Source organism: Streptomyces sp. NPDC001135, from assembly GCF_053598395.1.
On record NZ_JBSFKD010000016.1, the window covers coordinates 22,780 to 45,906 of the forward strand.

The following is a 23,127-nucleotide window of genomic DNA, read 5'->3' on the forward strand; positions in this document are numbered from 1 at the left end:
GGGAACTTCTTGATCGGGGTTCCGGCGGCGCGGGTCATCATGCGGGAAAGTGAGAAGCAGCGCGACAGGCCATCTCGAAACGCCGTCCAATCTTCGGATGGCCTCGGGAAGGCGACCCTAACCGACGTAGGGTTGATCCTGGGATGGTCCGTGGGACGACCACCCGACGGACAGCCGCCTCGAAGGAGGTCCAGTTCAGTGACCAGCCAGGTCAGCAGCCCAGCGGAGCAGACCGACGGAACCGTCGTGGGAGAGCAGCGCAAACCGGGCGGCGCGAAGGACGTGCGGCGCCTGGACCGGGTGATCATCCGGTTCGCGGGGGACTCGGGTGACGGTATGCAGCTCACCGGTGACCGGTTCACCTCGGAGACCGCCTCCTTCGGCAACGACCTCTCCACCCTCCCCAACTTCCCCGCCGAGATCCGCGCCCCCGCCGGCACCCTGCCCGGTGTCTCCAGCTTCCAGCTGCACTTCGCGGACCACGACATCCTCACCCCGGGTGACGCGCCGAACGTGCTGGTCGCGATGAACCCGGCCGCCCTGAAGGCGAACGTCGGCGACCTGCCGCGCGGCGCCGAGATCATCGTCAACACGGACGAGTTCACCAAGCGCGCCCTGCAGAAGGTCGGCTACGACACCGACCCGCTCGAAGACGGTTCGCTGGACGGCTACAACCTCCACCCGGTGCCGCTGACCACCCTCACGGTGGAGGCGCTCAAGGACTTCGCCCTGTCCCGCAAGGAGGCCGAGCGCAGCAAGAACATGTTCGCGCTGGGCCTGCTGAGCTGGATGTACCACCGGCCCACCGAGGGCACCGAGAAGTTCCTGAGGTCGAAGTTCGCCAAGAAGCCGGACATCGCCGAGGCGAACGTCACCGCGTTCCGGGCCGGCTGGAACTTCGGCGAGACGACGGAGGACTTCGCGGTCTCCTACGAGGTCGCCCCGGCCGCCAAGGCCTTCCCGGTCGGCACCTACCGCAACATCTCCGGCAACCTCGCCCTGGCCTACGGGCTGGTCACGGCCTCGCGGCAGGCGGACCTGCCGCTGTTCCTCGGCTCATACCCGATCACTCCGGCCTCCGACATCCTGCACGAGCTGAGCAAGCACAAGAACTTCGGCGTCCGCACCTTCCAGGCCGAGGACGAGATCGCGGGCATCGGCGCGGCGCTGGGCGCGGCCTTCGGCGGCTCGCTCGCGGTGACGACGACGTCCGGTCCCGGGGTCGCGCTGAAGAGCGAGACGATCGGTCTCGCGGTCTCACTGGAGTTGCCGCTGCTGGTCGTCGACATCCAGCGCGGCGGCCCGTCCACGGGTCTGCCGACCAAGACCGAGCAGGCGGACCTGCTGCAGGCGATGTTCGGCCGCAACGGCGAGGCGCCGGTCCCGATCGTCGCGCCGCAGACCCCGGCGGACTGCTTCGACGCGGCACTGGAGGCGGCCCGGATCGCGCTGACGTACCGCACACCGGTGATGCTGCTCTCGGACGGCTACCTGGCCAACGGCTCCGAGCCGTGGCGGATCCCGGACCTGGACGAGCTGCCGGACCTCAGGGTCCAGTTCGCCTCCGGACCGAACCACACCCTCGCCGACGGCACCGAGGTCTTCTGGCCGTACAAGCGGGACCCCGAGACCCTCGCCCGGCCGTGGGCGATCCCGGGCACGCCGGGTCTGGAGCACCGCATCGGCGGCATCGAGAAGCAGGACGGCACGGGCAACATCTCCTACGACCCGGCCAACCACGACTTCATGGTCCGCACCCGGCAGGCCAAGATCGACGGCATCGAGGTCCCGGACATCGAGGTCGACGACCCGCACGGGGCGAAGACCCTGGTGCTGGGCTGGGGCTCCACGTACGGCCCGATCACGGCGGCGGTACGGCGGCTGCGGGCGGCCGGCGAGTCGATCGCGCAGGCGCATCTGCGCCATCTCAACCCCTTCCCGCGCAATCTCGGAAAGGTGCTCCAGCAGTACGACAAGGTGGTGGTGCCGGAGATGAACCTCGGGCAGCTCGCCACCCTGATCCGGGCGAAGTACCTGGTCGACGCCCACTCCTACAACCAGGTCAACGGCATGCCGTTCAAGGCGGAACAGCTCGCCACGGCGCTGAAGGAGGCCATCGATGACTGACACCGGCAACGGACTGCTGCAGCTGGTCCCCAAGGCCGAGGCCAAGCAGTCGATGAAGGACTTCAAGTCGGACCAGGAAGTGCGCTGGTGCCCGGGCTGCGGCGACTACGCGATCCTCGCCGCCGTACAGGGCTTCATGCCGGAGCTGGGGCTGGCCAGAGAGAACATCGTCTTCGTCTCCGGCATCGGCTGCTCCTCCCGCTTCCCGTACTACATGAACACCTACGGGATGCACTCCATCCACGGCCGCGCCCCGGCGATCGCGACCGGCCTGGCCACGAGCAGGCGGGACCTGTCGGTGTGGGTGGTCACCGGTGACGGCGACGCGCTGTCCATCGGCGGCAACCACCTGATCCACGCCCTGCGCCGCAATGTGAACCTGAAGATCCTGCTGTTCAACAACCGGATCTACGGCCTGACCAAGGGCCAGTACTCACCGACGTCCGAGGTCGGCAAGATCACCAAGTCGACGCCGATGGGCTCACTGGACGCGCCGTTCAACCCGGTGTCGCTGGCGCTCGGCGCGGAGGCGTCCTTCGTGGCCCGCACCATCGACTCCGACCGCAAGCACCTGACGGAGGTGCTGCGCGCGGCCGCCGACCACCCGGGCACCGCCCTGATCGAGATCTACCAGAACTGCAACATCTTCAATGACGGCGCCTTCGACGCCCTGAAGGACAAGCAGCGGGCCGAGGAGGCCCTGATCCGCCTGGAGCACGGGCAGCCGATCCGCTTCGGGGCCGACGGCACCCGCGGCGTCGTACGCAACCGGGCCACCGGTGACCTGGAGGTCGTCACCGTGACGGCGGACAACGAGGCGGACATCCTGGTCCACGACGCGCACGCCGCGTCCCCGACCACCGCCTTCGCCCTCTCCCGGCTCGCCGACCCCGACACCCTGCACCACACCCCGATCGGTGTCTTCCGCTCGGCCGAACGCCCGGTGTACGACACGGCGATGGCCGACCAGCTGGACACCGCGATCGAGCAGAAGGGCAAGGGCGACCTGGCCGCGCTGCTGGCCGGCGGGGACACCTGGACGGTCGTCGGCTGACCCTGCCGTGCGCTGTCACGAGGCCCGGGACTGGTCTTCCCGGGCCTCGTCGTATGCACGGCGGGCGCTGAGCACGTCGTCCATGCGCTGCTGGGTCCACTGCGCCAGCGCCCGCACCTGCTCCGCCGCCTCGCGGCCCAGCCCGGTCAGGGAGTAGTCGACGCGCGGCGGGATGACGGGCTTGGCATCCCGGTGGACGAGGCCGTCGCGCTCCAGGGTCTGCAGCGTCTGTGTGAGCATCTTCTCGCTGACGCCCCGCCCGCCGAGGCCGCTGATCGCCCGGCGCAGTTCACTGAAGCGATACGGGCGGTCGAGGAGCTGGATCAGCACCAGCACGCCCCAGCGGCTGGTGACATGCTCGAGGACCAGGCGATGGGGGCACATCGCCTCGCCGTCACCCTTCCACCCACTTACCGACATGCCCGTACCTTACTTCAAAGTGGGTACTTTCGCTTGGTTAGCGCCGTTCCTAGGGTGAGTGCCCTACACAGACACACGGCACCCCAAGGAGTTCCCTCATGAGCATCGTCGTCACCGGAGCCACCGGACACCTCGGCCGGCACGTCGTGGAGCAGCTGCTGGAGAAGGTTCCGGCGGAGCAGGTCACCGCCGTCGTACGGGACGAGGCGAAGGCCGCCGACTTCGCGGCCCGCGGGGTGAAGCTGGCCGTCGCCGACTACAACGCCCCCGAGACCTTCGACGGCCTGTTCGCCGCCGGTGACAAGGTCCTGCTGATCTCCGGCAACGAGTTCGACAAGGGACGGGTGCGGCAGCACCGGGTCGTCATCGACGCCGCGAAGGCGGCCGGCGCGGCGCTGCTCGCGTACACCAGCGCTCCGGGCACCCTGACGGCGGCGCTGGCGGACGACCACCGGGCCACCGAGCAGGCGCTGCTCGCCTCCGGCCTGCCGTACACCCTGCTGCGCAACGGCTGGTACCACGAGAACTACACCGAGAACCTGGCCCCGGTGCTGGTGCACGGCGCGGTCGTCCAGGCCGCCGGCGAGGGCCGCGTCTCCTCGGCCGCCCGTGCCGACTACGCCGCCGCCGCGGTCGCGGTACTGACCGGCGAGGGCCACGAGAACACGACGTACGAGCTGGGCGGCGACGAGGCGTGGGGCTTCGCCGAGTACGCGGCCGAGCTGAGCCGGCAGACCGGCAAGGAGATCACCTACACCCCGGTCTCCGTCGAGGCCTTCACCGGCGTCCTGACCGGTGCCGGACTGCCCGGACCGCTGGCCGCGGTCCTGGCCGGCGTGGACGCCTCGGTCGAGAAGGGCGAGCTGGTCATCTCCTCCGGGGACCTGTCGCGGCTGATCGGCCGTCCCACCACCCCGCTGGCGGAGGCGGTCACCGCCGCGCTCAAGGGCTGAGCGATCCGGCGGCACCGCGGCTGTCATGACCGTATGGCGATATGGCCATGACAGCCGGGGGTGCTCGGCGCTACCTTCGTTCTCGCGTGCCTGTTGCGAGAGGGAGGGCCTGTGGCCGGGAAGTCCAAGGGTGAGCACCGGATAGGCCTGCTGAACGGCTTCGCGGCCTACGGCCTGTGGGGCCTGGTGCCCCTGTTCTGGCCCCTGCTGAAACCCGCCGGGGCGGTGGAGATCCTCGCCCACCGCATGGTGTGGTCCCTGGTGGTCGTCGCCGTCGCCCTGCTCCTCGTACGGCGCTGGGCGTGGGCCGGACAGCTGCTGCGCCAGCCGCGCCGGCTCGGGCTCGTCGCCGTGGCCGCCACCGTCATCACCGTGAACTGGGGCGTCTACATCTGGTCCGTGAACTCCGGCCACGTGGTCGAGTCCTCCCTCGGGTACTTCATCAACCCGCTGGTGACCATCGCGATGGGCGTGCTGCTGCTGAAGGAGCGGCTGCGGCCCGTGCAGTGGGCGGCGGTCGCGACCGGCCTCGCCTCTGTCGTCGTCCTGACCATCGGCTACGGCCGCCCCCCGTGGATCTCGCTCGTCCTCGCCTTCTCCTTCGCCACCTACGGCCTGGTCAAGAAGAAGGTCGCCCTCGGTGGCCTGGAGTCACTGGCCGCCGAGACCGCGATCCAGTTCCTGCCCGCGCTCGGCTATCTGCTGTGGCTCGGCGGACACGGAGGCAGCAGCTTCCTGAACGACGGCACCGGACACGCCGCCCTGCTCGCCTCCACCGGCGTCGTCACCGCGCTGCCCCTGGTCTGCTTCGGCGCGGCGGCGATCCGCGTCCCCCTGTCCACCCTGGGCCTGCTGCAGTACCTGGCCCCCGTCTTCCAGTTCCTGTGCGGCATCCTCTACTTCCACGAGGCCATGCCGCCCGAGCGCTGGGCCGGATTCGCCCTGGTCTGGCTGGCACTGATCCTGCTGACGGGTGACGCGCTGCGCTCCGCGCGGAAGCCGAGGGAGCCGCTCGGGACACCCCGGGTGAACACACCGGACTCCGCGCCTGTGGATGCGTGAGCCGGGGCCTCCGCTCCCGTGACGCGTGAGCCGGGGGCCTCCGCTCCCGTGAACGCCACCGATGTCAGTGCTCCCCGCTATAAGTGGTGAGCATGTCGACTCAGCCGCCCACCGAGGCCCCCACCCCACTGCACTGGAAGCTCGTCATCGACGCGGCCGACCCGCACGCACAGGCCGACTTCTGGGCCGCCGCGCTGCACTACACGGCCGAGGACAACAGCGCCCTCGTCGAACGACTGCTGTCCCTCGGCGCGTTGCCCGGGGCGGCCACCGTCGAGTACCACGGCCGCCCCGCCTTCCGTGACCTGATCGCCGTACGACACCCCGACGACCCGTACGACCCGGAGACCGGCACGGGACTCGGGCGGCGACTGCTGTTCCAGCGCGTACCGGAGTCGAAGACCGTCAAGAACCGCCTCCACCTCGACCTGCACGCCGGTGCCGGGCGGCGCGCGGACGAGGTGGCACGACTGCGGGCGCTGGGCGCGCGGGTGCTGCGCGAGGTGAAGGAGCCCGCCGGCGAGTGGGTCCTGATGACGGACCCGGAGGGCAACGAGTTCTGCGTGCAGTAGGGCTGTCGCCGGGACAGGTTCCGGCATGACCGACTGCCGGGGTCCGGGTGGTCGCCAGGCCTGGACGCTCATCCGTTACGGGCGGGCGCCGCGACTGGACGGGCGTCTTGTCGGGGTCGACGTCAGACCATGGGCGGGCGTCAGACCATGGCCGACGTCAGCCATGGGCGGGCGTCGGGATCGGGCAGTCTTCAGGCCTGCGCGGCGCGGGCCGCCCGGTCGGTGAGGCGCACCATGCGGGCGCGGGCGGACTCCAGCGGGCGGAGATCGTCGGCGGCGGGGCCCGGCTCGGTGCTGAGTTCCGCCCACAGGTCGATCAGGTCCCGGCCCAGCCGCAGCCCCTCCTCCGGATCGCGCACCGCGCGCCAGGCGGTCGCCGCGCTCTGGACGTTGCCGTAGGCGGCCTCCGGGTCCCGCGCCTGCCGGCGCAACCGGGCGAGGTCCAGGGACAGCTGGAAGGCACGGACCGGATCGCCCGCCAAGTAGGCGATGTAGGCCGACAGTTCGCGCAGGTGCAGCACCTCGGCATGGCGCGGGCCCAGCACGGCGGTCGCCTCGGCGACCGTACGGTCGGCGAGTTCCGCCGCCGCCTCGACACGGCCTTCCCGCACGGCCTCGTTGATCCGCGTCATCGGCTCGGTGAGCAACTCGGCCCCCTCCGCGGTCTCGGTCACGGGCTCGTCCCCGAGCACCTCCTCGGCGACGGCGTCGAAGCCCCGGGCGGGGGTATGGGTCGGAGCGGGGTCGGGGACGGAGGCCATGAGCGCGGACGCCATGGAAGCCAGCGCCGCGGGGGCGGAGCCCTTGGCGGCCGGGGCCGCGGGGGCGGAGACCGCGGAAGTCGAGGCCGCGGGGGCGGAGGCCGTGGACGGGTGCGCCGCGGGGGCGGAGGCCGGAGCGGCAGGGGCGGAGACGACGGCAGCCGGGGCCGCGGAGGCCGGGACGGGGGCGACCGGGGCCGCGGGGGCGTAAGCCGCGGGGACGTAGGCCATGGGTGCGGACTCGGACTCCCGGGCGTCGACTGCCGGCACCGGCGCCTCCCTGACCGGCATGACCGGCGCGGGGCCGAACTGTCCCGTCGGCGCCTGCACCGTCCCGGTCAGCACCGGCTCCGGCTGCTCCGCGCGGGGCACGTCCCGCGCGCCCTCCACCCCAGCCACGCCCGCCGGTGACGCGACGTCGGCCGAGCGCGGCCCGCCCGGCGCAGCCACCCGCACCGCCCGCCCCGTGACCCGGCTGGACCCGTCCGCCGAGACCTCCAGGGGAACCACGCAGCCCGCGCGGTCGTCGTGGATGGTGGCGCGTATCGGGGCACCGAGGCTGATGGCCAGGCGCTGGAGGTGGTTGAGGACGGCCTGCTGGATCTCCTCGCCCGGCGCCGCCGCCACCGACGCCCCGCCCACCGACGCGCTTCCCGCGCCGAACACCCGCACGGCCACCACCGCCGGATGCACCGCGGGCTGCTGCACCCGCTTCTTCTCGAAGCTGAGTCGGGCCATCGGTTTTCCCTCACTCCCCCGGCGTCGCGATCCGGTCGTACGCGTCCTGCCGACCAGTGTGTCGGTTTCCCTCGCGTTCCGCGTCACCGCAGCGTCACAGCCTCGCACCAGCCGCACCCTGGCCCGAGCTGCTTGCGTATGCATATAATGCACGTGCCTTTAAACGTCGTACGCCAACACTCTCCTGGGGGACCCATGAGCCGCCGTTTCCTCTTCGTCCTGGGCAGCTCCCGCGCCGACGGCAACACCGAGCTGCTGGCCCGCAGGGCCGCCGAGCAGCTGCCCGGTGACGTCGAACAGCGCTGGATCCGCCTGGCCGAGCACCCCCTCCCCGACTTCACGGACCTGCGGCACGACAGCGACCACGTACGGCCGTCGTCGGACAGCTCCACCGGTCTGCTGCTGGACGCCACGCTCGAAGCCACCGACATCGTGATCGCCTCGCCGTTGTACTGGTACTCGGTGTCCGGTCTCACCAAGCGCTACCTGGACCACTGGTCCGGCTGGCTGCGCACCCCGGGCCTCGACTTCAGGGCGACCCTGGCCGGCCGCACGCTCTGGGGCATCGCGGCCCTGGCGGACGACGAGCCGTCCGTCGCCGACCCCTACGCCGGCACACTCAACAACTCCGCCGCGTACATGGGGATGCGCTTCGGCGGGGTGCTGCTCGGCAACGGCAGCGCGCCCGGCGACGTACTGAAGGACACCGAGGCGCTGGCACGCGCGAAGACCTTCTTCGCCCAGGACGCGCCCCTCGCCCGTTTCCCGCACGAGAAGGCCGCCGGCTAGAGGGTCCTACGCGCTGATGTCCCTCGTCGTGAACCGCGCCCAGGCCGCCGAGCCGAACACCGCCGCGTACAGCGCCTGCAGGCCGAGGTTCTTCTCCAGGTCGTCCCAGTAGACGGGGTCGCGCATCAGGTCGGCGAAGGACAGCCAGTAGTGCGGGAAGAAGTACGGCTGCAGCGCGTGCAGCTGGGGTATCTGGTCGAGGATCTGGACGGTGATGAGCAGGCCGACGGTGGTCGCCATCGCCGCGATGCCGCTGCCCGTGAGCGTCGACACGAACAGGCCCAGCGCCGCCACGCCGACCAGTGAGGCGGCGACCACCAGGGCGATCAGCAGGGCCCGGCCGAGCCCCTCGGCGAAGCTGATCCGGGTGCCCGAGATGGTCGTCAGGTCACCCAGCGGGAAGAGCAGCGCGCCGACGATCAGGGCGGAGACGGCGACAACCAGGGTGGCCAGCAGGCAGAACGCCATCACGGTCGTGTACTTGGTGAGCAGCAGCCGGGTACGGCCGGCGGGGGCGACCAGCAGATAGCGCAGGGTGCCCGCCCCCGCCTCGCCGGCTATCGCGTCGCCCGCGACGACCCCGACGGCCATCGGCAGGAAGAACGGCAGCGTCGCGGCCAGCGCCGTGAACACCAGGAACAGGCCGTTGTTGGTGATCTGTGTGAGGAACGCCGGGCCCTGGCCGCTGTGGTCCGCCGTCCCGCCGCCGCGCGTCTGGATCTTCACCGCGATCCCGACCAGCACCGGCACCGCGGTCAGCACGCCGAGCAGGGCGAGGGTGCGCCAGCGCCGGAGGGTCGTAACCAGTTCGCTGCGCAGCAGCCCGAGCGTCCACAGCGGACTCGGCCGCCGTACGGCGGTCACCGGGACCGTCTCAGCCCGCGACATCGAAGCCCTCCCCCGTCAGCGCCACGAACGCGTCCTCCAGCGAGGCCCGTTCGACCGTGAAGCCCCGGACCCGCACCCCCGCCGCCACCAGGGCCGCGTTCACCTCGGCGAGGTCGCGTGCGGGTGGTTCGCCGCCGACCCGTTCGCCGTCGGCGACGACGTCCCCGACGCCCTGCTCCTTCAGCACCCGTGCCGCCTCGGCCGGATCCGGGGTGGTCACCACCAGCCGGCCCCGCGCCCCGGCCGCCAGCTCGGCCACCGGGCCCTGGGTGACGAGCCGGCCCCGCGCCATGACCGCCGCGTGGGTGCAGACCTGCTCGATCTCGTCGAGGAGGTGGGAGGAGAGGAAGACGGTCGTGCCGTCGGCGGCCAGCTCCCGGATCAGGGTGCGGATCTCGCGCATGCCCTGTGGATCCAGGCCGTTGGTGGGCTCGTCCAGGACCAGCAGCCGGCGCGGCTGGAGCAGCGCGGCAGCCAGGCCGAGGCGCTGTTTCATACCGAGGGAGTACGCCTTCGCCTTCTTGCCGGCGGCGGCCGTGAGACCCACCCGGTCCAGGGCGGCGGCGACGCGGGCGCGCCGGGTGCGGGGGTCGGCGGTCGGGTCGGCGGCGTCGTAGCGCAGCAGGTTGTCCCGGCCGGAGAGGAAGCCGTACAGGGCGGGCCCCTCGATGAGCGCGCCGATCTGCGGGAGAACGGCACGGGCCGCCCGGGGCATCGGGCGGCCCAGCACACGGGCCGTGCCCGCCGTCGGCTCGATCAGGCCCATCAGCATGCGGATGGTGGTGGTCTTGCCGGAGCCGTTGGGACCGAGGAAGCCGAAGACGCTGCCCGCCGGGACGGTCAGGTCGAGGCCGTCGACGGCGAGTTGTCCGCCGCGATAGCGCTTGGTGAGGCCGCGGGTGACGATGACGTCCGCCTCCGCCCGGGCCGGGGCACGCCGCTCCGCGTCCCCCGGTTCCCCGCTCTCCTCCGCCTCCCGCTCCCTGGTGGACGGTTCGTCCATCGGCTCCCCCTCGATTCGCCCTGCCCGCGAAGACCCGGAAGACCCCGGAAGGTTCAACGTACGGTCACGGCTCGTGGTGCCCGGAAGGGGCTACTTTCCCGTGTTCGCCGCCTTCACCAGGGCGTCCTTGGTCACCGTGCCGGCGTAGATCTTGCCGTCGTCGGTGATCAGGGCGTTGACCAGCCGGGTGGAGAAGACGGTGCCCTTGCCGAACTTGCCGGAGACCTTGTCGCCGAGCGAGCCGAGGAAGCCGCCGAGGTCACCGGCCTTGGAGCCGGTCGGCAGGCCGCCCTTGGCGCCGGTGTCGAAGGTGGCGATGGACGTCCAGCCCTTGCCGAGGACGGCGGTGCCGCCGAGGCCCTTGCCGAACTCGCCCTGCTTCGGCGCGTGCTGCCGCTCCGCGTGCCCCTTGCTCCCCTTCTTCTCCTCCGTCACCTTCGCGCCCTTGGGCGGGGTGAAGGCGAAGGTGGAGGCGTCCGGCCTCGCGAAGGAGACCCGGGTGAAGCCCGCGTCGAGGACGGCGGCGCCGCCGCTCTTCGGAGTCAGGGTGAACTTCAGCGGCATGCCCGTCTTCGCGTCCACGGCGATGCTGATCGCACCGACCGTGGTGCCGGACTGCCGGGGCTTGATCAGCAGCTTGTAGGCGTCACGGCCGGCGACCTGCTCGGTGCCGTCGACGGTGACGGACGTGGTGTCGTCCACCGACTTCAGCGCCTCGTCGGCGAAGTCCTTCGGCGTGGCCGGGGGCTCGGCCCGGTGGTCCCTGCCGGAGTCGGCCGAGGTGCCGTGGGAGACCTCGTTGCTCTTGCTGTCGTAGCCCCACACGTCCTTGCCGTTGTGGATGAGGCTGTACTCGGAGCCGCTCTCCAGCAGCGACAGCTTCTGCTTCTGCGGGCCGTCCGCGGCGACGCGCAGCGTGTGCGTGCCGGAGACCAGCGAGGTGAGCTTGGACTGCGGGTCGGCGGAGGAGCCGTTGCCGGAGCCCTTGGCCGCCCCCGAGGCCAGGTTGCTCTCCAGTCCGCCCAGGTCGGGCAGGCCGAGGTCGGTGCTGACCCGCACGGTGCCGGACAGCTGCTGCACGTCCGACTTGGCGATCTTCTCGATGAGCTGCTGCGCGGTGATCCTGGGCAGGTCGGGGTCACCGGAGGCGGCGAGTGCCGGGACCAGCCCGATCGTGGCCGCCGCCACCCCCACCACCGCGACCGGGACCGCGTAGCGGGCGGCCTTGCGGCGTCCGGCACGCGGAGCTTCCTCCTGCGCGGCGTCCACTGCGTCGTCGGTTTCGTACGGTGCCATGTGTGCCTTACCTCCGTCGTCGGCGGCGGCTGTCCTCACGCTGGTCCACCAGTGCCGCCATTCTCACCCGAATCGGTGAGGAGTGGTGATGTCCGTGGTGTCCATCTCACCAAATCGGCCATGAGGAAGCGTCAGACCACGGAGCCAACTCCGTGTACGCCTGCGGTATGACACGTAGGGGCAGCGGGTCCCCCGACCCGTAGGGGTCTCACCGGAACGGAGGGGGCTGTACGGGGGCATGGGCATCGCGGCAGCCGGTGCCGGAGGGGCATCCGAGCGACCGGAAGGGACGGGTGTCCGAGCGTCCTGGAGGACGGGCATCCGCGGGGGATCGGGCATCGCACCAGTCCGTGCCCGGGGGCCGGAAGGGTCGTACGGCGGCCGTACGGCTCGCACAGGGGCCGTACGGCCGGTCGCTGCCGCGGGAGTGGCCCCGCGGAACGTCCGGGTCAGCCGGCGCGGTGCACCACCGCGTCGCACAGCTCCATCAGCGCCGCCTTGGCGTCGCACTCCCGCAGCGGCGCCAGCGCGGCGCGGGCCTCCTCCGCGTACCGGACGGTGTCCCGGCGGGCCTGCTCCAGCGCGGGGTGGGCGCGCAGCCCGGCCAGCGCCTCGGCGAGCCGGGCGTCGTCGCTGAGGTCGGAGTCCAGCAGCCGGCACAGTGCGATGTCCTCGGGCAGCCCCAGCCGGGCCGCCCGCTCGCGCAGCCGCAGCACGGGGAGCGTCGGAATGCCCTCGCGCAGGTCGGTGCCGGGGGTCTTGCCGGACTCGTGCGAGTCGGAGGCGATGTCCAGGACGTCGTCGGCGAGCTGGAAGGCGACGCCGAGCCGCTCGCCGTACTGGGTGAGCACGTCGACGACCGTCTCGTCGGCGCCGGACATCATCGCGCCGAACCGGCACGACACCGCCACCAGCGAGCCCGTCTTGCCGCCGAGCACGTCCAGGTAGTGCTCGACCGGGTCGCGGCCGTCCGCGGGACCGGCGGTCTCCAGGATCTGGCCCGTGACCAGCCGCTCGAACGCGAGGGCCTGCACCCGGACGGCCTCGGGGCCGAGGTCGGCGAGGATCTGGGAGGCCCGGGCGAAGAGGAAGTCGCCGGTGAGGACCGCGACCGAGTTGCCCCAGCGGGTGTTGGCGCTGTCCACGCCACGCCGTACGGCCGCCTCGTCCATGACGTCGTCGTGGTACAGCGTGGCCAGATGGGTCAGCTCCACGACCACGGCCGACGGCACGACACCGGGCGCGTAGGGGTCGCCGAACTGGGCCGCGAGCATCACGAGCAACGGCCGGAACCGCTTCCCGCCGGCCCGTACGAGGTGCTGCGCGGCCTCCGTGATGAACGGGACCTCGCTCTTGGTGGCCTCGAGCAAGCCTTCCTCGACAGCCGTCAATCCGGCCTGGACATCGGCTTCCAGAGCCTGGTCCCGCACGCTCAGCCCGAACGGCCCGACGACGGTCACGTGGGGTCTCCTGTCTGCTGGTGTCTGCTGGCGATCACACGGTTTGTCGATAGGTCGCTGCCATCACTCGAGTCAGCGTATCCGGTCCTCTTTCGATCACCGATAGCGCCCACCGGTCCAGCCTGGGAGGTATCAGGTCATGACCGGGATATTTTTGATCAAGTAATAGGAACGTATATTTATCGACTTAATAGGACTCTGTCCGTTTTGTCGCAAGCCGAGAGGCGAGCGGGGCAGCACCTCCACCCCCTCCCCCAGAACAACGACGGGCGCCGAGCCGCGGGTTCCACCATCCAGTCGATCCACCTGAATCCCCCATGTCCGACTTAGAGTATTTTGCTATTTCGTGAGTTGGGTCACGGGCACCCATCGGCACCCCACCCCCACCACTCCCCCCTTCTCGCCTTGCCCCGCTGGCGAGTTGAGGGTTGACAGGCGCAAAGGATCAAGCACCTCATAGGGCGCAGATCAAGGTCAAACAGGACGTTGTGTGAATCCGGTACTTGTTCCCGACATGTGCTCTCGCATACGTTCCGGGCCGTCGGGCGGACGCCGAATCCTGCCACCGCCCGCATAACCATCCACGGACTCATTCGCAGGCAGGAGCGGGGGACCCAGGTAAGTCGCCGGACCGGACGGCACACGTCGCACCGGAACGGCTAGGGGTGAAGCCGTGCCTTCCCGGGCACGGCCGGGCACCTCCCCGCCCGAACCCGACAGCTCACCTCGCAGGCGTCGGAGAGGAACTTCCCCATGCCTGCTGCCGCTCAGCCCCGCCGTACCCGGAACAACCGCCTCGTCCGCGCCCTCGCCGCCGTCGGCACCGGTGCCGCCGTCCTCGCCCTGCCGCTCATCGGGGCGACCAGCGCCTCCGCCGCGACCCCGAGCGCCACCACGGTCTCCACCACCCCCGCCGGTTACCCGAACACCCTCGACGGCTGGATCCGCGAGTCCCTCGCGATCATGGGCCAGAAGGGCATCCCGGGCACCTACAACGGCATCTACCGCAACGTCATGCGGGAGTCCTCCGGCAACCCGGCCGCCATCAACCTCTGGGACTCCAACGCCGCCAAGGGCATCCCGTCCAAGGGCCTGCTCCAGGTCATCGACCCGACGTTCAACGCGTACCACGTGGCCGGAACCTCCTACAACATCTACGACCCGGTCGCGAACATCACCGCCGCCTGCAACTACGCGGCCGCGCGCTACGGGTCGATCGACAACGTCTTCGGCGCGTACTGACAGCTCCGCGGACCGGCAGCGCAGACACCGGCCCGCCCGGCACGCGCCCCCCACCTGACGGAAGGGGCGTGCCGGGCGGCCGCCGTGCGTCCTGCGGGACCGCACCGGACGGCCACCTGCTGACGGACCGGTCAGCGGGTCGGTGCGGGTCAGCCGGTCAGCCGGTCAGCCGGTCGGAAACAGTCTTTCGAGGACGACGGCGATGCCGTCGTCCTCGTTCGACAGGGTGATCTCGTCGGCCACCGCCTTGAGTTCGGGGTGTGCGTTGGCCATGGCGACCCCGTGTCCGGCCCAGTCGAACATCGGGATGTCGTTGGGCATGTCACCGAAGGCCAGGGCCTCCTCCGGGGCGACCCCGAGCCGCTCGGCGGCCAGCGCGAGGCCGGTCGCCTTGGTCACCCCGGACGGCTGCAGCTCCACGGTCCCCGGCCCCGACATGGTGACCGTGGCCAGCGAGCCCACCACCGAGCGCGCGACCGCCGCCAACGCGTCGTCGGACAGTTCGGCATGGCGCAACAGCACCTTGCTGATGGGCTCGCACCACAGGTCGTCGCGCCGGCCGACCCGCACCGCGGGCAGGGTCGGGTGCGGCATCAGATAGCCCGGCTCGATGAGCGTGAGCCCGTCGACGCCGTCCTGGTCGACGGCCGCGTAGACCTGCCCCACCTCGGCCTCGATCTTGCCGAGCGCGGTCTCGGCCAGCTCCCGGTCCAGCCGGACCGACCACAGCAGACGGCCGGACGCGGCGTCGTAGACCTGCGCGCCCTGCCCGCACACCGCGAGCCCCGTGCAGCCGAGACGTTCGAGCAGCGGCCGTACCCGCGGGGCCGGGCGACCCGTCACCACCAGGTGACGCACACCGGCCCGCGCCACCCGCGCGAGCGCGGTGAGCGACCGGTCGGAGACCGTGTCGTCGCCGCGCAGCAGCGTTCCGTCCAGGTCGGTGGCGATCAGTGCGTACGCGGGGGAGGCGGCCATGATCAGAGAATACGGATACCTCGCCCCGCCGACTCATCTTGTCGTCCTGCGTACTTACGTACTGGTCAGTCCCAAGTGGTGCCCGCCGGCTCCCTGATGGCGGTGGTGACGCGGTGGAACATGCCGGTGAGGGTGATGGTGAGGATCAGCGCGGACAGCACCGCCGGCCGCAGCGCGGCGCGCTCGGCGTCACTGAGGAAGGGCGCCCCGAGCCCGCCGGCGACGGCGGCGGACCGCTCCTCGCGCGCGCCTGCCGTGCCGGAGTGTTCCGATGTCCTTCCCGCGCATCGGTGGTGGGCACGCTCGCTCCGACCGCTGACGGAGCGGGGGCGCACGATGTGACGGACCCGGGCCGGTTCCCGGAGGGTTCAGCCGTGGGCCGCCGCCAGGTGTGCCGTCAGGCGCGGAGAGGCGAACTCCGTACCGCAGACGAAGCGCATCACCGGGCCGTACGACGACGCCGCCGGCAGGCCCGTGAAATACAGCCCGGGGACGGAGGAGACGTAGCCGGGGCCGAGTTTGGGTGTGCCGCGGCTGACGGCGAGCCGGGTGCGCAGTCCGTGGCCGAGGAAGTCCATCGCCGCGATGTCGACGCGGTAGCCGGTGGCGGCGATGACGTGGTCGGCGGTGAGCCGCTCGGTGCGTCCACCGTGGGTGCGGACGGTGAGGACGGGGCTGCCGTCCGGTGCCTCGGCGCCCACCACCCGCTCCACGTCCTGGACCAGCACGGCGCTCTGGAAGCGCTCGCGCAGCCACCAGGCGCCGAGCGGTCCGAGGACCCGCCGGACCAGGAAGTGGCGGGTGGCCTCGGGCAGGTAGCGGTAGGGGTGGGGGTAGTAGCTGAGCGCCCACAGCGACCAGGCCCGCCCGAAGGGGGACTCGGGGCGCAGCTTCGGCTGGTCCCAGGGCGGGGCGCCGAAGGCGACCCGGCCGCGGCCCCGCGCGACGACACGCACGCGTGCCCCCGCCTCGGCGGCGAGCGCGGCCGTCTCCAGCGCGGACTGGCCGGCGCCGATCACGATCAGCTCCTTGCCGGCGAAGCGGCCCAGGTCGTGGTGCTGGGAGCTGTGCGAGACCGGGCCCGTGGGCGCCGGTCCGTCGGCGGCGGCTCCCGCGAGCTCGGCCGGGAGGTGCGCCAGGCCGGACAGCCCGGTGGCGACGACGACGGCACGCGCGGTGAACATCTCGCCCGAGTCCAGCTTCAGTTCGAAGCCGCCGCTCTTGTCGCGGTCCACGGAGACGACCCGCACCCGCTCCAGGCCGGGGACCAGCTTCTGCTGGAACCACTCGCCGTAGGCGACGAACGTCTCCACCGGGATGATGTCCTCGTCGGTCACCAGACGGCGGATGCCGGCCGCGTCGCAGTAGTCGGCGAGGGTGTGGCCGGGCTGCGGGCAGTCGAGGTTGGAGGCGGCGGGGGTCGACTTCAGGAGCATGCCCTCGGGCATGTGGTCGCGCCAGCTGACCATGGGGTCGCCGAAGACGCGGACGGGGATGCCGCGCGCCCGCAGATGGGCGGCGGTGGACAGGCCGAACGGCCCGGCCCCGATGACTGCAACCGGTCGTGTCACGAAGTCCCTCCCCAGGACACGGTGCGCCACGCTTGGTGGCCTTGCCTACTTCGTGGAGGTGCTGCTGCCGCGGCGGTTGGTCCGCCACAGCTGATAGAGGTGCTTCGCGCCCGGGCGCACGAAGCGGGCGAGCATCGTGAGGAACGGCAGCGGGTCGTCACCCGCGAGCCAGGCCAGCTCCGTCCCGCTCGCCTTCGCCGGCGCGTGCGGCGTCGTATAGCCGCTGCGGCGGTAGGCGAGGAGGGCGGGCAGGTCGATGTTCTCCACGATGTAGCGGTGGCCGGCGCGCTGTTCCCCCTCCGGAACGGGGCGGCCGGTCAGGTTCAGGTGCATGGCGCGTACGACGTCCACACCCGACTCGTTCTCGAAGAGCCGGAACTGGGCGCCCATGCGGGGGTTGAAGTCGAGGAGCTTGTACTGTCCGTCGCGCCGGTCGAAGCGCAGGTCGAGGTCGATGATGCCGCTGTAGCCGATCTGCTTGATGAAACGTGCGGCGAGGTCGGCGAGTTCCGGGTTGTCGACGACGTACGCGTTCGCCGTCATGCCGGCGTGCGGCGGCCACGAGCGGACCTTGACACCGGTGAACAGGACCAGGGGGCCGGAGTCCTGGTCGAAGCAGGCGTGCACGATCCAGTCCTCGGCCTCCTCGCGCGGCAGATACTCCTGGAGGATCACGCCCGGCCGCGCCCCCCAGTCGCGGGCGAGGGTGAGCAGGCCCTCGCGGGTGGCGATCCTCGTGGTGCCGCCCACCGCGGGCCGGGTGCGCCGTACGAACGCCTCCCGGTTCTTGGCCACCACCGGGAAGCGGGCCGTGTCGGCGAAGGCGACGACCTCCTCGTACGACTCGGGGAACGCCGACGCCGGACTCGCGATGCCGTGCTCCACACACAGGTCGTGCAGGCCCTGCTTGCTGGCGAGCCGGCGCGGCAGGGCCCGATCGACACGCGGGAAGAGAAAGGATCCGGCCAGCTCGTCCTGGTGCTCCGCGATCAGTACGGCGGCCTCCTCGTCCGTCGGGACGAGGACGGTGGGGCGGCCGATACGGCGGCCGATGCGCAGCAGGCCCTCGACCAGGCGGCCCGGGTCCTCCGCACCGGTCGTCGGCCACACGAAGGCCTTCTTCAGATAGCGCGAGGACGCCGCGGGCGTGTACGCGTCCTCGGTGACGGCATACATGGGCACGCCGAGCCGGCCCAGGCTGCGGATCGCCCCGACGCCGCCGTGGTGCAGCGGGTAGTCGCCGAACTTGACGATCAGTCCTGGTACGTCCCGGTCCGCCTCGAACGGCACACCGACGGTGTCTCCGGCCACGGGTCCCCCCACGTGTCCCCCCGACGGAACGGACCCACCCCGTCCGCGTCCCCAAAGGACGCTAAGCCGGAATTACCGCCTCCGACAAGGCTTATCCGGGCATTGCGAACTCTTTAGACAGGGTGCGAGCAACCTTTCGAAGCTTCCGCGCCACCCACCGTCGGACACCCCTCGAAGCGCCACAGGAGGCACTGCCCAAGACAGGCAGTCCAGCCGTAACGTGTGGCGCGACCACATGGAACGATCGCCGTGCACGGCCCGGATGAGAGTGAGGCAGCACCCCATGCCCCCCTTCGACGTCCCCGAGGGCGACCCCTTCGGACCGCACAACCTTCCCTATGGCGTGTTCTCGCCCTCCGGCAGCACGGAGCGGAGGGTCGGCGTCCGGCTCGGGGACCACGTCCTCGACGCGGGCGCCGCGGCCGCCGCTTTCGACTCGCCCCACCACGCGCTGCTCGCGCGCCCCACCCTCAACACGCTGCTGGCCGCCGGCCGCCCCACCTGGTCGGAGGTACGGCGCGCCGTCACGGCCTGGGTCATGGATCCCGCGCACCGCGAGGCCGTCGAGCCGCTGTTCCACCCGCTGTCCGAGGTGACCCTGCACCTGCCCTTCGAGGTGGCGGACTACGTCGACTTCTACGCCTCGGAGAACCACGCCCGCAACGTCGGCCAGATCTTCCGTCCGGACGCCGAGGACTCCCTCACCCCCAACTGGAAGCACCTGCCCATCGGTTACCACGGCCGCTCCGGCACGGTCGTCGTCTCCGGCACGGACGTCGTACGGCCCTCCGGGCAGCGCAAGGCCCCGGCCGACCCGGCACCCGTCTTCGGGCCGTCGATCCGGCTGGACATCGAAGCGGAGGTCGGCTTCGTCGTCGGCGTGCCGTCCACGCTGGGCAGTCCGGTGGCGCTGGCCGACTTCCACGACCACGTCTTCGGGCTGTGCCTGCTGAACGACTGGTCCGCGCGGGACATCCAGGCCTGGGAGTACGTCCCCCTCGGCCCCTTCCTCGGCAAGTCCTTCGCGACCTCGGTGTCGGCGTGGATCACCCCGCTGGAAGCGTTGGAGCACGCGCGCGTGGCGCCTCCGCAGCGCACGCACCCGCTGCTGCCGTACCTGGACGACTCGGCGCCCGGCATCGAACCCGGTGGCTACGACCTGCGGATCTCCGTCGCGATCAACGGCCATGTGGTCTCCGAGCCGCCGTTCTCGACCATGTACTGGACCGCCGCCCAGCAGCTCGCCCACATGACGGTGAACGGTGCCTCGCTGCGCACCGGCGACCTGTACGGCTCAGGCACGGTGAGCGGCCCCGAGGAGCGTCAGCGCGGCTCGCTGCTGGAGCTGACCTGGAACGGCCGCGATCCCCTCGAACTCCCGGACGGCAAACGCGCCTTCCTGGAGGACGGGGACGTGGTGACCCTGTCGGCATGGGCTCCCGGGGCGGACGGACGCCGTGTCGGCCTGGGGGAGGTCAGCGGGCGGGTCGTGGCGGGGTGAAGGGCCAGCTTGTAGCAAGGAATTGACACAAGTCCGCCGGACCGGGCATCTTGTACTCACTGCTTGATACAAGCGGTGAGTGCACGATGTGCTTCCACGGGGGACTTCCATGACCGATCTCGACGCCACCACACCGGCGACCGCCTCCCGGGCGCCGGTCGACCGTTACGCCCGCTGGACGGGTCTGGCCACGGGCGCCCTGGCGGCCGCCCAGCTGTCCGCACTCGACCACGGCGACGGTGTGCTGTACGCCATCCCGGCGTTCGGCCTGTGCGCCGTCGCCGGCGTCCTGGTGGGCGACGCGCTGACCGCACCGGCCCGGGGAACGGTCCGCACCGCCGGCCTCGCACCACGCCGGGTCCGCGACTACGTACCGCCCCGAATGACCCCGCTGCTGGCCGTCCTCGCGGTCGCCCTGGTGGCGCTGCTGGCGACGGCGGGCGCGGTGGCCTCGCCGGACGACATGGGGCGGGCGGGCCGGGAACTCACCCTGGCCTGCCGGGGCACGACCGAGGGGCACGGCCCCTGGCCCGGTCTCTCCTACGGCCTGCCCATGCTGGCCTCCCTCGCCGTCGCCACGGGCGCGTGCGGCTGGTCGCTGCGGCGCATCGCCACCCGGCCCGGCGACGAACAGTCCCGCCGCGACCGCTCGCTGGCGATCGTGGCCGCCTGGGGGATCGTCGTCTCCACCTCGCTGCTCGGCGCGGCCTCAACGGCCTCGGCCGCCCTGACGAGCATGACCTGCGACGGCACCGCGGGCACCGCGGCCAACGTGGTCCTGCTGCCGCTCGCGCTGATCTCCCTGGTGACCGCGCCGTGGATGCTCCTCACCGTCTGCTCGCCCCGGGCGGGGTGGCGCAGCCGAGCGGGGGCACGCCGGTGAGCGGCGCCGCCGTCCGGGTCGACACGACCAGCCCCGTCCCGCCCTACGAGCAGATCCGCGCCCAGCTCGCCGCCCTGATCAGCAGCGGACGACTGACCGAGGGCGAGCGGCTGCCGACCGTACGGCAACTGGCCGCGGACCTCGGCCTGGCAGCGGGCACCGTCGCCCGTGCCTACCGCGAACTGGAGGCGGCGTCCCTGATCCGGACCCGGCGGGGCGCGGGGACCCGGGTGGCTCCGCCGCCACCGGGCGCCCACCGCCGCGGAACGGCGGAACTCGCCGACGGCACGCGGGACTTCGTGGCCTGGGCAGCGGCCCTGGGTTTCGCAGAGGACGACGTGCTGGAGGCGGTGCGGCGCGCGTTCCAGCAGCGGCGTACGTAACGCTTCCGCACCCGAAGGCCGGGCACGCCGCACGGGAAGGAAGCCGGCACTCCGGACGGGAAGCAAGCGGGCACGCCGGACCGGGAGGAAGCCGGGGACCGCGACCGCAAGACCGATCAGCGCCGAGACCTGACTCTCGCCGCCCCTCACCGTCATACTGGGCGGACGCACCACGCGCGACGCACCCTCGGCGCGTCGCCCCGCACCACCGACACCCGCACAACTCTCCGACCAGGAACCGGAGCCCCGGCATGACCGTCTGCCTGCTCCTGCTGAGCGTCGTCGCCCTGACTGCCGCCCTGCCGGCACCGCGCGCGCTGACCCGTGCGGCCTGGCCCGAGCGGGAACCGGTGGTCGCGCTGTGGGTGTGGCAGTGCCTGGTCGCCACCGTCCTGCTGTGCTGTCTGGCGGCACTGGTACTGGGCACGGCGGCCGTCTTCCACACCGTCCGCGAGCGTGTCTTCGCCCCTGCGCCGCCCTCCGTCACCGCCGCCTACGACCTCTCCTCCGCGCCGGTGTGGGCCGCCGCCCTCACCGTGCTGCTGGCCTGCGGAGCCGCCTGGACGACGGCGATGCTGGGCCGGGAACTCGTCGAGGCCCGCCGCAGCCGCGGCCAGGCCCGCGCACAGCTGCGGGAGCGTGCTCCCGATCTGCCCGCCGGACTGCCGGCGGCGCGCGGCCCGATGCTGGTGCTGGAGGACGAATACCCGGACGCCTGGTGGATGCCGGGACACCCGCCGCAGCTGGTCGTCACGACGGGGGCGCTGCAGCGCCTCACCGACCACCAGCTGGACGCCGTCCTCACCCATGAGCGCGGGCACGCGCGTGCCCACCACGACTGGCTGCTGCACCTGTCCACCGCGCTCGCCACGGGCTTCCCGCGCGTGCCGCTCTTCGCGCACTTCTGCGACCAGACGCACCGCCTGGTCGAGCTGGCCGCCGACGACACCGCGTCCCGGCGCTGCGGGCACCTCACCACGGCCCTCGCGCTGATCGAGCTGAACCAGCACCGGGGGGTCCTGTCCTGCGACTCCAGCCGACGCCTCCTGGGCGAGCGCGTGGACCGCCTGCTGGAGCCGCCACCGCGGCTGCTGCTCCGGCACCGGGCACTGACGACGACGGTGGCCGCGTTGGTGCCGTTGCTGCCGCTCCTGATCACGTTCGCGCCGGGGCTGACGGCACTGTCCTGACCCGGCGACCGGGTGGCAGATCTTGCCGCCCGCACGGGAAGCCGCGCAGCTCAGCGCGGTATCCAACGCTCCCTCACCTGGCGCAACACTTCAGCAACACCCCTTTCCCTACCGCATCGGTATGGTTTCGGCCATGCCACCCACCGACCGCCCCCGAGACCACGCCGGTCAGGGCGCCGCGACCACCGTCGCCGCCCACCGCACGCGTCGACGGCTGCGCGCGGACCGGGCCCGGCAGCTCGCGGACCTGCTGCGTCACCAGATCCTCACCGGCGCCTTCCAGAACGGCCCCCTCCCCCACGAGTCGACCCTCGCCGCCGACTACCGGGCCTCCCGCAACACCGTCCGCCAGGCCCTGGACCTGCTCCGGGCCGAGGGACTGGTGGAGCGGCTGCCCGGAGTCGGCACCGTGGTCGTCGCCCAGAAGTACCCGCACGGGCTCGACCGTCTGATGGGCCTCGCGGAAACCCTCCGCGAACACGGCCGCGTCACCAACGAGGTCCGCACCATGGGCCCCGCCCCGGCACCCGCCCCGGTGGCCAACCGCCTCCGTATCCCCGCCGGCGCCGACGTCCTGTACATCGAGCGCCTGCGCCGCCTGAACGGCCTGCCGCTCTCCCTCGACCTCACCTACATCCCGCTCGACATCGGCACCGCCCTGCTCGGCGCCGACCTGGAGAACACCGATGTCTTCCGCCTCCTGGAAGCCATCACCGGCCAGCGCCTCGGCCACGCCGAGATCACCCTGGAGGCGGTGAACGCGGACACCCACTCCGCCGCCGTGCTCGAGGCCCCGCGCGGCGCCGCCGTACTGATGCTGGAACGCCTCACCCACCTCGCCGACGGCCGCCCCGTCGACCTGGAGTTCATCCGCTTCCGCGGCGACCGGATCACCATGAGCGGCCTGCTCCACCGGTCGTAACACACCCCTTGCCTGCGCGTTTC

22 protein-coding genes and 1 riboswitch are annotated in these 23,127 nt (G+C 71.8%); of the genes, 12 read left to right on the forward strand and 10 right to left on the reverse strand.

Annotated features, from left to right (window positions below; all coding sequences use genetic code 11):
* The first annotated feature begins 198 nt into the window (after positions 1–198).
* Both ACWC94_RS20415 and ACWC94_RS20420 read left to right on the forward strand, forming a co-directional pair.
* Entirely contained in the window at positions 199–2,127 is a 1,929-nt protein-coding gene (locus ACWC94_RS20415; RefSeq protein WP_450798183.1) for a 2-oxoacid:acceptor oxidoreductase subunit alpha, read from the forward strand.
* On the forward strand, positions 2,120–3,181 hold the full coding sequence (locus ACWC94_RS20420) for a 2-oxoacid:ferredoxin oxidoreductase subunit beta (RefSeq protein WP_450798185.1): 1,062 nt from the start codon (positions 2,120–2,122) through the stop codon (positions 3,179–3,181). Before ACWC94_RS20415 ends, ACWC94_RS20420 begins: the two co-directional genes overlap by 8 nt.
* Before the next feature lie 15 nt (positions 3,182–3,196).
* Here the strand turns inward: ACWC94_RS20420 and ACWC94_RS20425 are convergent, their stop codons facing one another.
* Entirely contained in the window at positions 3,197–3,601 is a 405-nt protein-coding gene (locus ACWC94_RS20425; RefSeq protein WP_450798186.1) for a winged helix-turn-helix transcriptional regulator, read from the reverse strand.
* Positions 3,602–3,699: 98 nt separating this feature from the next.
* Here ACWC94_RS20425 and ACWC94_RS20430 point away from each other — a divergent pair, with 98 nt between their 5' ends.
* From ACWC94_RS20430 to ACWC94_RS20440, 3 genes are all read left to right on the forward strand, one after another.
* Positions 3,700–4,554: an NAD(P)H-binding protein gene (locus ACWC94_RS20430; RefSeq protein ID WP_450798187.1), complete on the forward strand. Its 855-nt coding sequence runs from the start codon at positions 3,700–3,702 to the stop codon at positions 4,552–4,554.
* A gap of 111 nt (positions 4,555–4,665) precedes the next feature.
* Entirely contained in the window at positions 4,666–5,616 is a 951-nt protein-coding gene (gene rarD, locus ACWC94_RS20435; RefSeq protein WP_450798188.1) for an EamA family transporter RarD, read from the forward strand.
* 92 nt (positions 5,617–5,708) lie between these two features.
* Entirely contained in the window at positions 5,709–6,188 is a 480-nt protein-coding gene (locus ACWC94_RS20440; protein WP_450798189.1) for a VOC family protein, read from the forward strand.
* A 191-nt stretch (positions 6,189–6,379) separates the two neighbouring features.
* Here the strand turns inward: ACWC94_RS20440 and ACWC94_RS20445 are convergent, their stop codons facing one another.
* Positions 6,380–7,687, reverse strand: a complete 1,308-nt coding sequence (locus tag ACWC94_RS20445; RefSeq protein ID WP_450798190.1) for a tetratricopeptide repeat protein — start codon at positions 7,685–7,687, stop codon at positions 6,380–6,382.
* A gap of 195 nt (positions 7,688–7,882) precedes the next feature.
* Here ACWC94_RS20445 and ACWC94_RS20450 point away from each other — a divergent pair, with 195 nt between their 5' ends.
* Positions 7,883–8,476 (forward strand): flavodoxin family protein, encoded by a 594-nt coding sequence (locus ACWC94_RS20450; protein ID WP_450798191.1) that lies wholly within the window; start codon positions 7,883–7,885, stop codon positions 8,474–8,476.
* Positions 8,477–8,482: 6 nt separating this feature from the next.
* On the opposite strand, the gene ACWC94_RS20455 is transcribed toward ACWC94_RS20450, so the two are convergent.
* The 4 genes from ACWC94_RS20455 to ACWC94_RS20470 all read right to left on the reverse strand — a co-directional run bounded on the left by ACWC94_RS20455 (position 8,483) and on the right by ACWC94_RS20470 (position 13,123).
* Positions 8,483–9,364, reverse strand: coding sequence for an ABC transporter permease (locus ACWC94_RS20455; protein ID WP_450798192.1), 882 nt, complete (start codon positions 9,362–9,364; stop codon positions 8,483–8,485).
* A complete protein-coding gene (locus ACWC94_RS20460; RefSeq protein ID WP_450798193.1) occupies positions 9,351–10,367 on the reverse strand; it encodes an ABC transporter ATP-binding protein in 1,017 nt (338 codons plus the stop codon). Before ACWC94_RS20460 ends, ACWC94_RS20455 begins: the two co-directional genes overlap by 14 nt.
* Positions 10,368–10,457: 90 nt before the next feature.
* A complete protein-coding gene (locus tag ACWC94_RS20465) occupies positions 10,458–11,663 on the reverse strand; it encodes a LolA family protein (protein ID WP_450798194.1) in 1,206 nt (401 codons plus the stop codon).
* 449 nt (positions 11,664–12,112) lie between these two features.
* Entirely contained in the window at positions 12,113–13,123 is a 1,011-nt protein-coding gene (locus ACWC94_RS20470; protein ID WP_450798195.1) for a polyprenyl synthetase family protein, read from the reverse strand.
* Between the two features lie 572 nt (positions 13,124–13,695).
* Positions 13,696–13,873, forward strand: a riboswitch (cyclic di-AMP (ydaO/yuaA leader).
* A 3-nt stretch (positions 13,874–13,876) separates the two neighbouring features.
* On the opposite strand from ACWC94_RS20470, the gene ACWC94_RS20475 reads away from it, so the two are divergent.
* Complete coding sequence (locus tag ACWC94_RS20475) at positions 13,877–14,365, forward strand: transglycosylase SLT domain-containing protein (RefSeq protein ID WP_450798196.1); 489 nt, start codon at positions 13,877–13,879, stop codon at positions 14,363–14,365.
* Between the two features lie 165 nt (positions 14,366–14,530).
* Here ACWC94_RS20475 and ACWC94_RS20480 read toward each other — a convergent pair whose 3' ends face one another.
* The 4 genes from ACWC94_RS20480 to ACWC94_RS20495 form a co-directional block, all read right to left on the reverse strand.
* Positions 14,531–15,343 (reverse strand): HAD family hydrolase, encoded by an 813-nt coding sequence (locus ACWC94_RS20480; protein ID WP_450798197.1) that lies wholly within the window; start codon positions 15,341–15,343, stop codon positions 14,531–14,533.
* A 65-nt stretch (positions 15,344–15,408) separates the two neighbouring features.
* Positions 15,409–15,678 carry a hypothetical protein gene (locus ACWC94_RS20485; RefSeq protein ID WP_450798198.1) on the reverse strand — a complete coding sequence of 90 codons (270 nt, stop codon included), beginning with the start codon at positions 15,676–15,678 and terminating at the stop codon, positions 15,409–15,411.
* Between the two features lie 33 nt (positions 15,679–15,711).
* Positions 15,712–16,914, reverse strand: a complete 1,203-nt coding sequence (locus ACWC94_RS20490; protein ID WP_450798199.1) for an FAD-dependent oxidoreductase — start codon at positions 16,912–16,914, stop codon at positions 15,712–15,714.
* Positions 16,915–16,959: 45 nt separating this feature from the next.
* Positions 16,960–18,204: a carboxylate--amine ligase gene (locus ACWC94_RS20495; RefSeq protein WP_450798343.1), complete on the reverse strand. Its 1,245-nt coding sequence runs from the start codon at positions 18,202–18,204 to the stop codon at positions 16,960–16,962.
* A gap of 304 nt (positions 18,205–18,508) precedes the next feature.
* Here ACWC94_RS20495 and fahA point away from each other — a divergent pair, with 304 nt between their 5' ends.
* The 5 genes from fahA (at position 18,509) to ACWC94_RS20520 (ending at position 23,104) form a co-directional block, all read left to right on the forward strand.
* Positions 18,509–19,726 (forward strand): fumarylacetoacetase, encoded by a 1,218-nt coding sequence (fahA, locus tag ACWC94_RS20500; protein ID WP_450798200.1) that lies wholly within the window; start codon positions 18,509–18,511, stop codon positions 19,724–19,726.
* Positions 19,727–19,835: 109 nt separating this feature from the next.
* Positions 19,836–20,609, forward strand: a complete 774-nt coding sequence (locus tag ACWC94_RS20505) for a hypothetical protein (protein WP_450798201.1) — start codon at positions 19,836–19,838, stop codon at positions 20,607–20,609.
* Complete coding sequence (locus ACWC94_RS20510; protein WP_450798203.1) at positions 20,606–20,992, forward strand: GntR family transcriptional regulator; 387 nt, start codon at positions 20,606–20,608, stop codon at positions 20,990–20,992. Before ACWC94_RS20505 ends, ACWC94_RS20510 begins: the two co-directional genes overlap by 4 nt.
* A gap of 251 nt (positions 20,993–21,243) precedes the next feature.
* Complete coding sequence (locus ACWC94_RS20515) at positions 21,244–22,182, forward strand: M56 family metallopeptidase (protein ID WP_450798205.1); 939 nt, start codon at positions 21,244–21,246, stop codon at positions 22,180–22,182.
* A 133-nt stretch (positions 22,183–22,315) separates the two neighbouring features.
* Complete coding sequence (locus ACWC94_RS20520; protein WP_450798207.1) at positions 22,316–23,104, forward strand: GntR family transcriptional regulator; 789 nt, start codon at positions 22,316–22,318, stop codon at positions 23,102–23,104.
* Positions 23,105–23,127 lie beyond the last annotated feature (23 nt).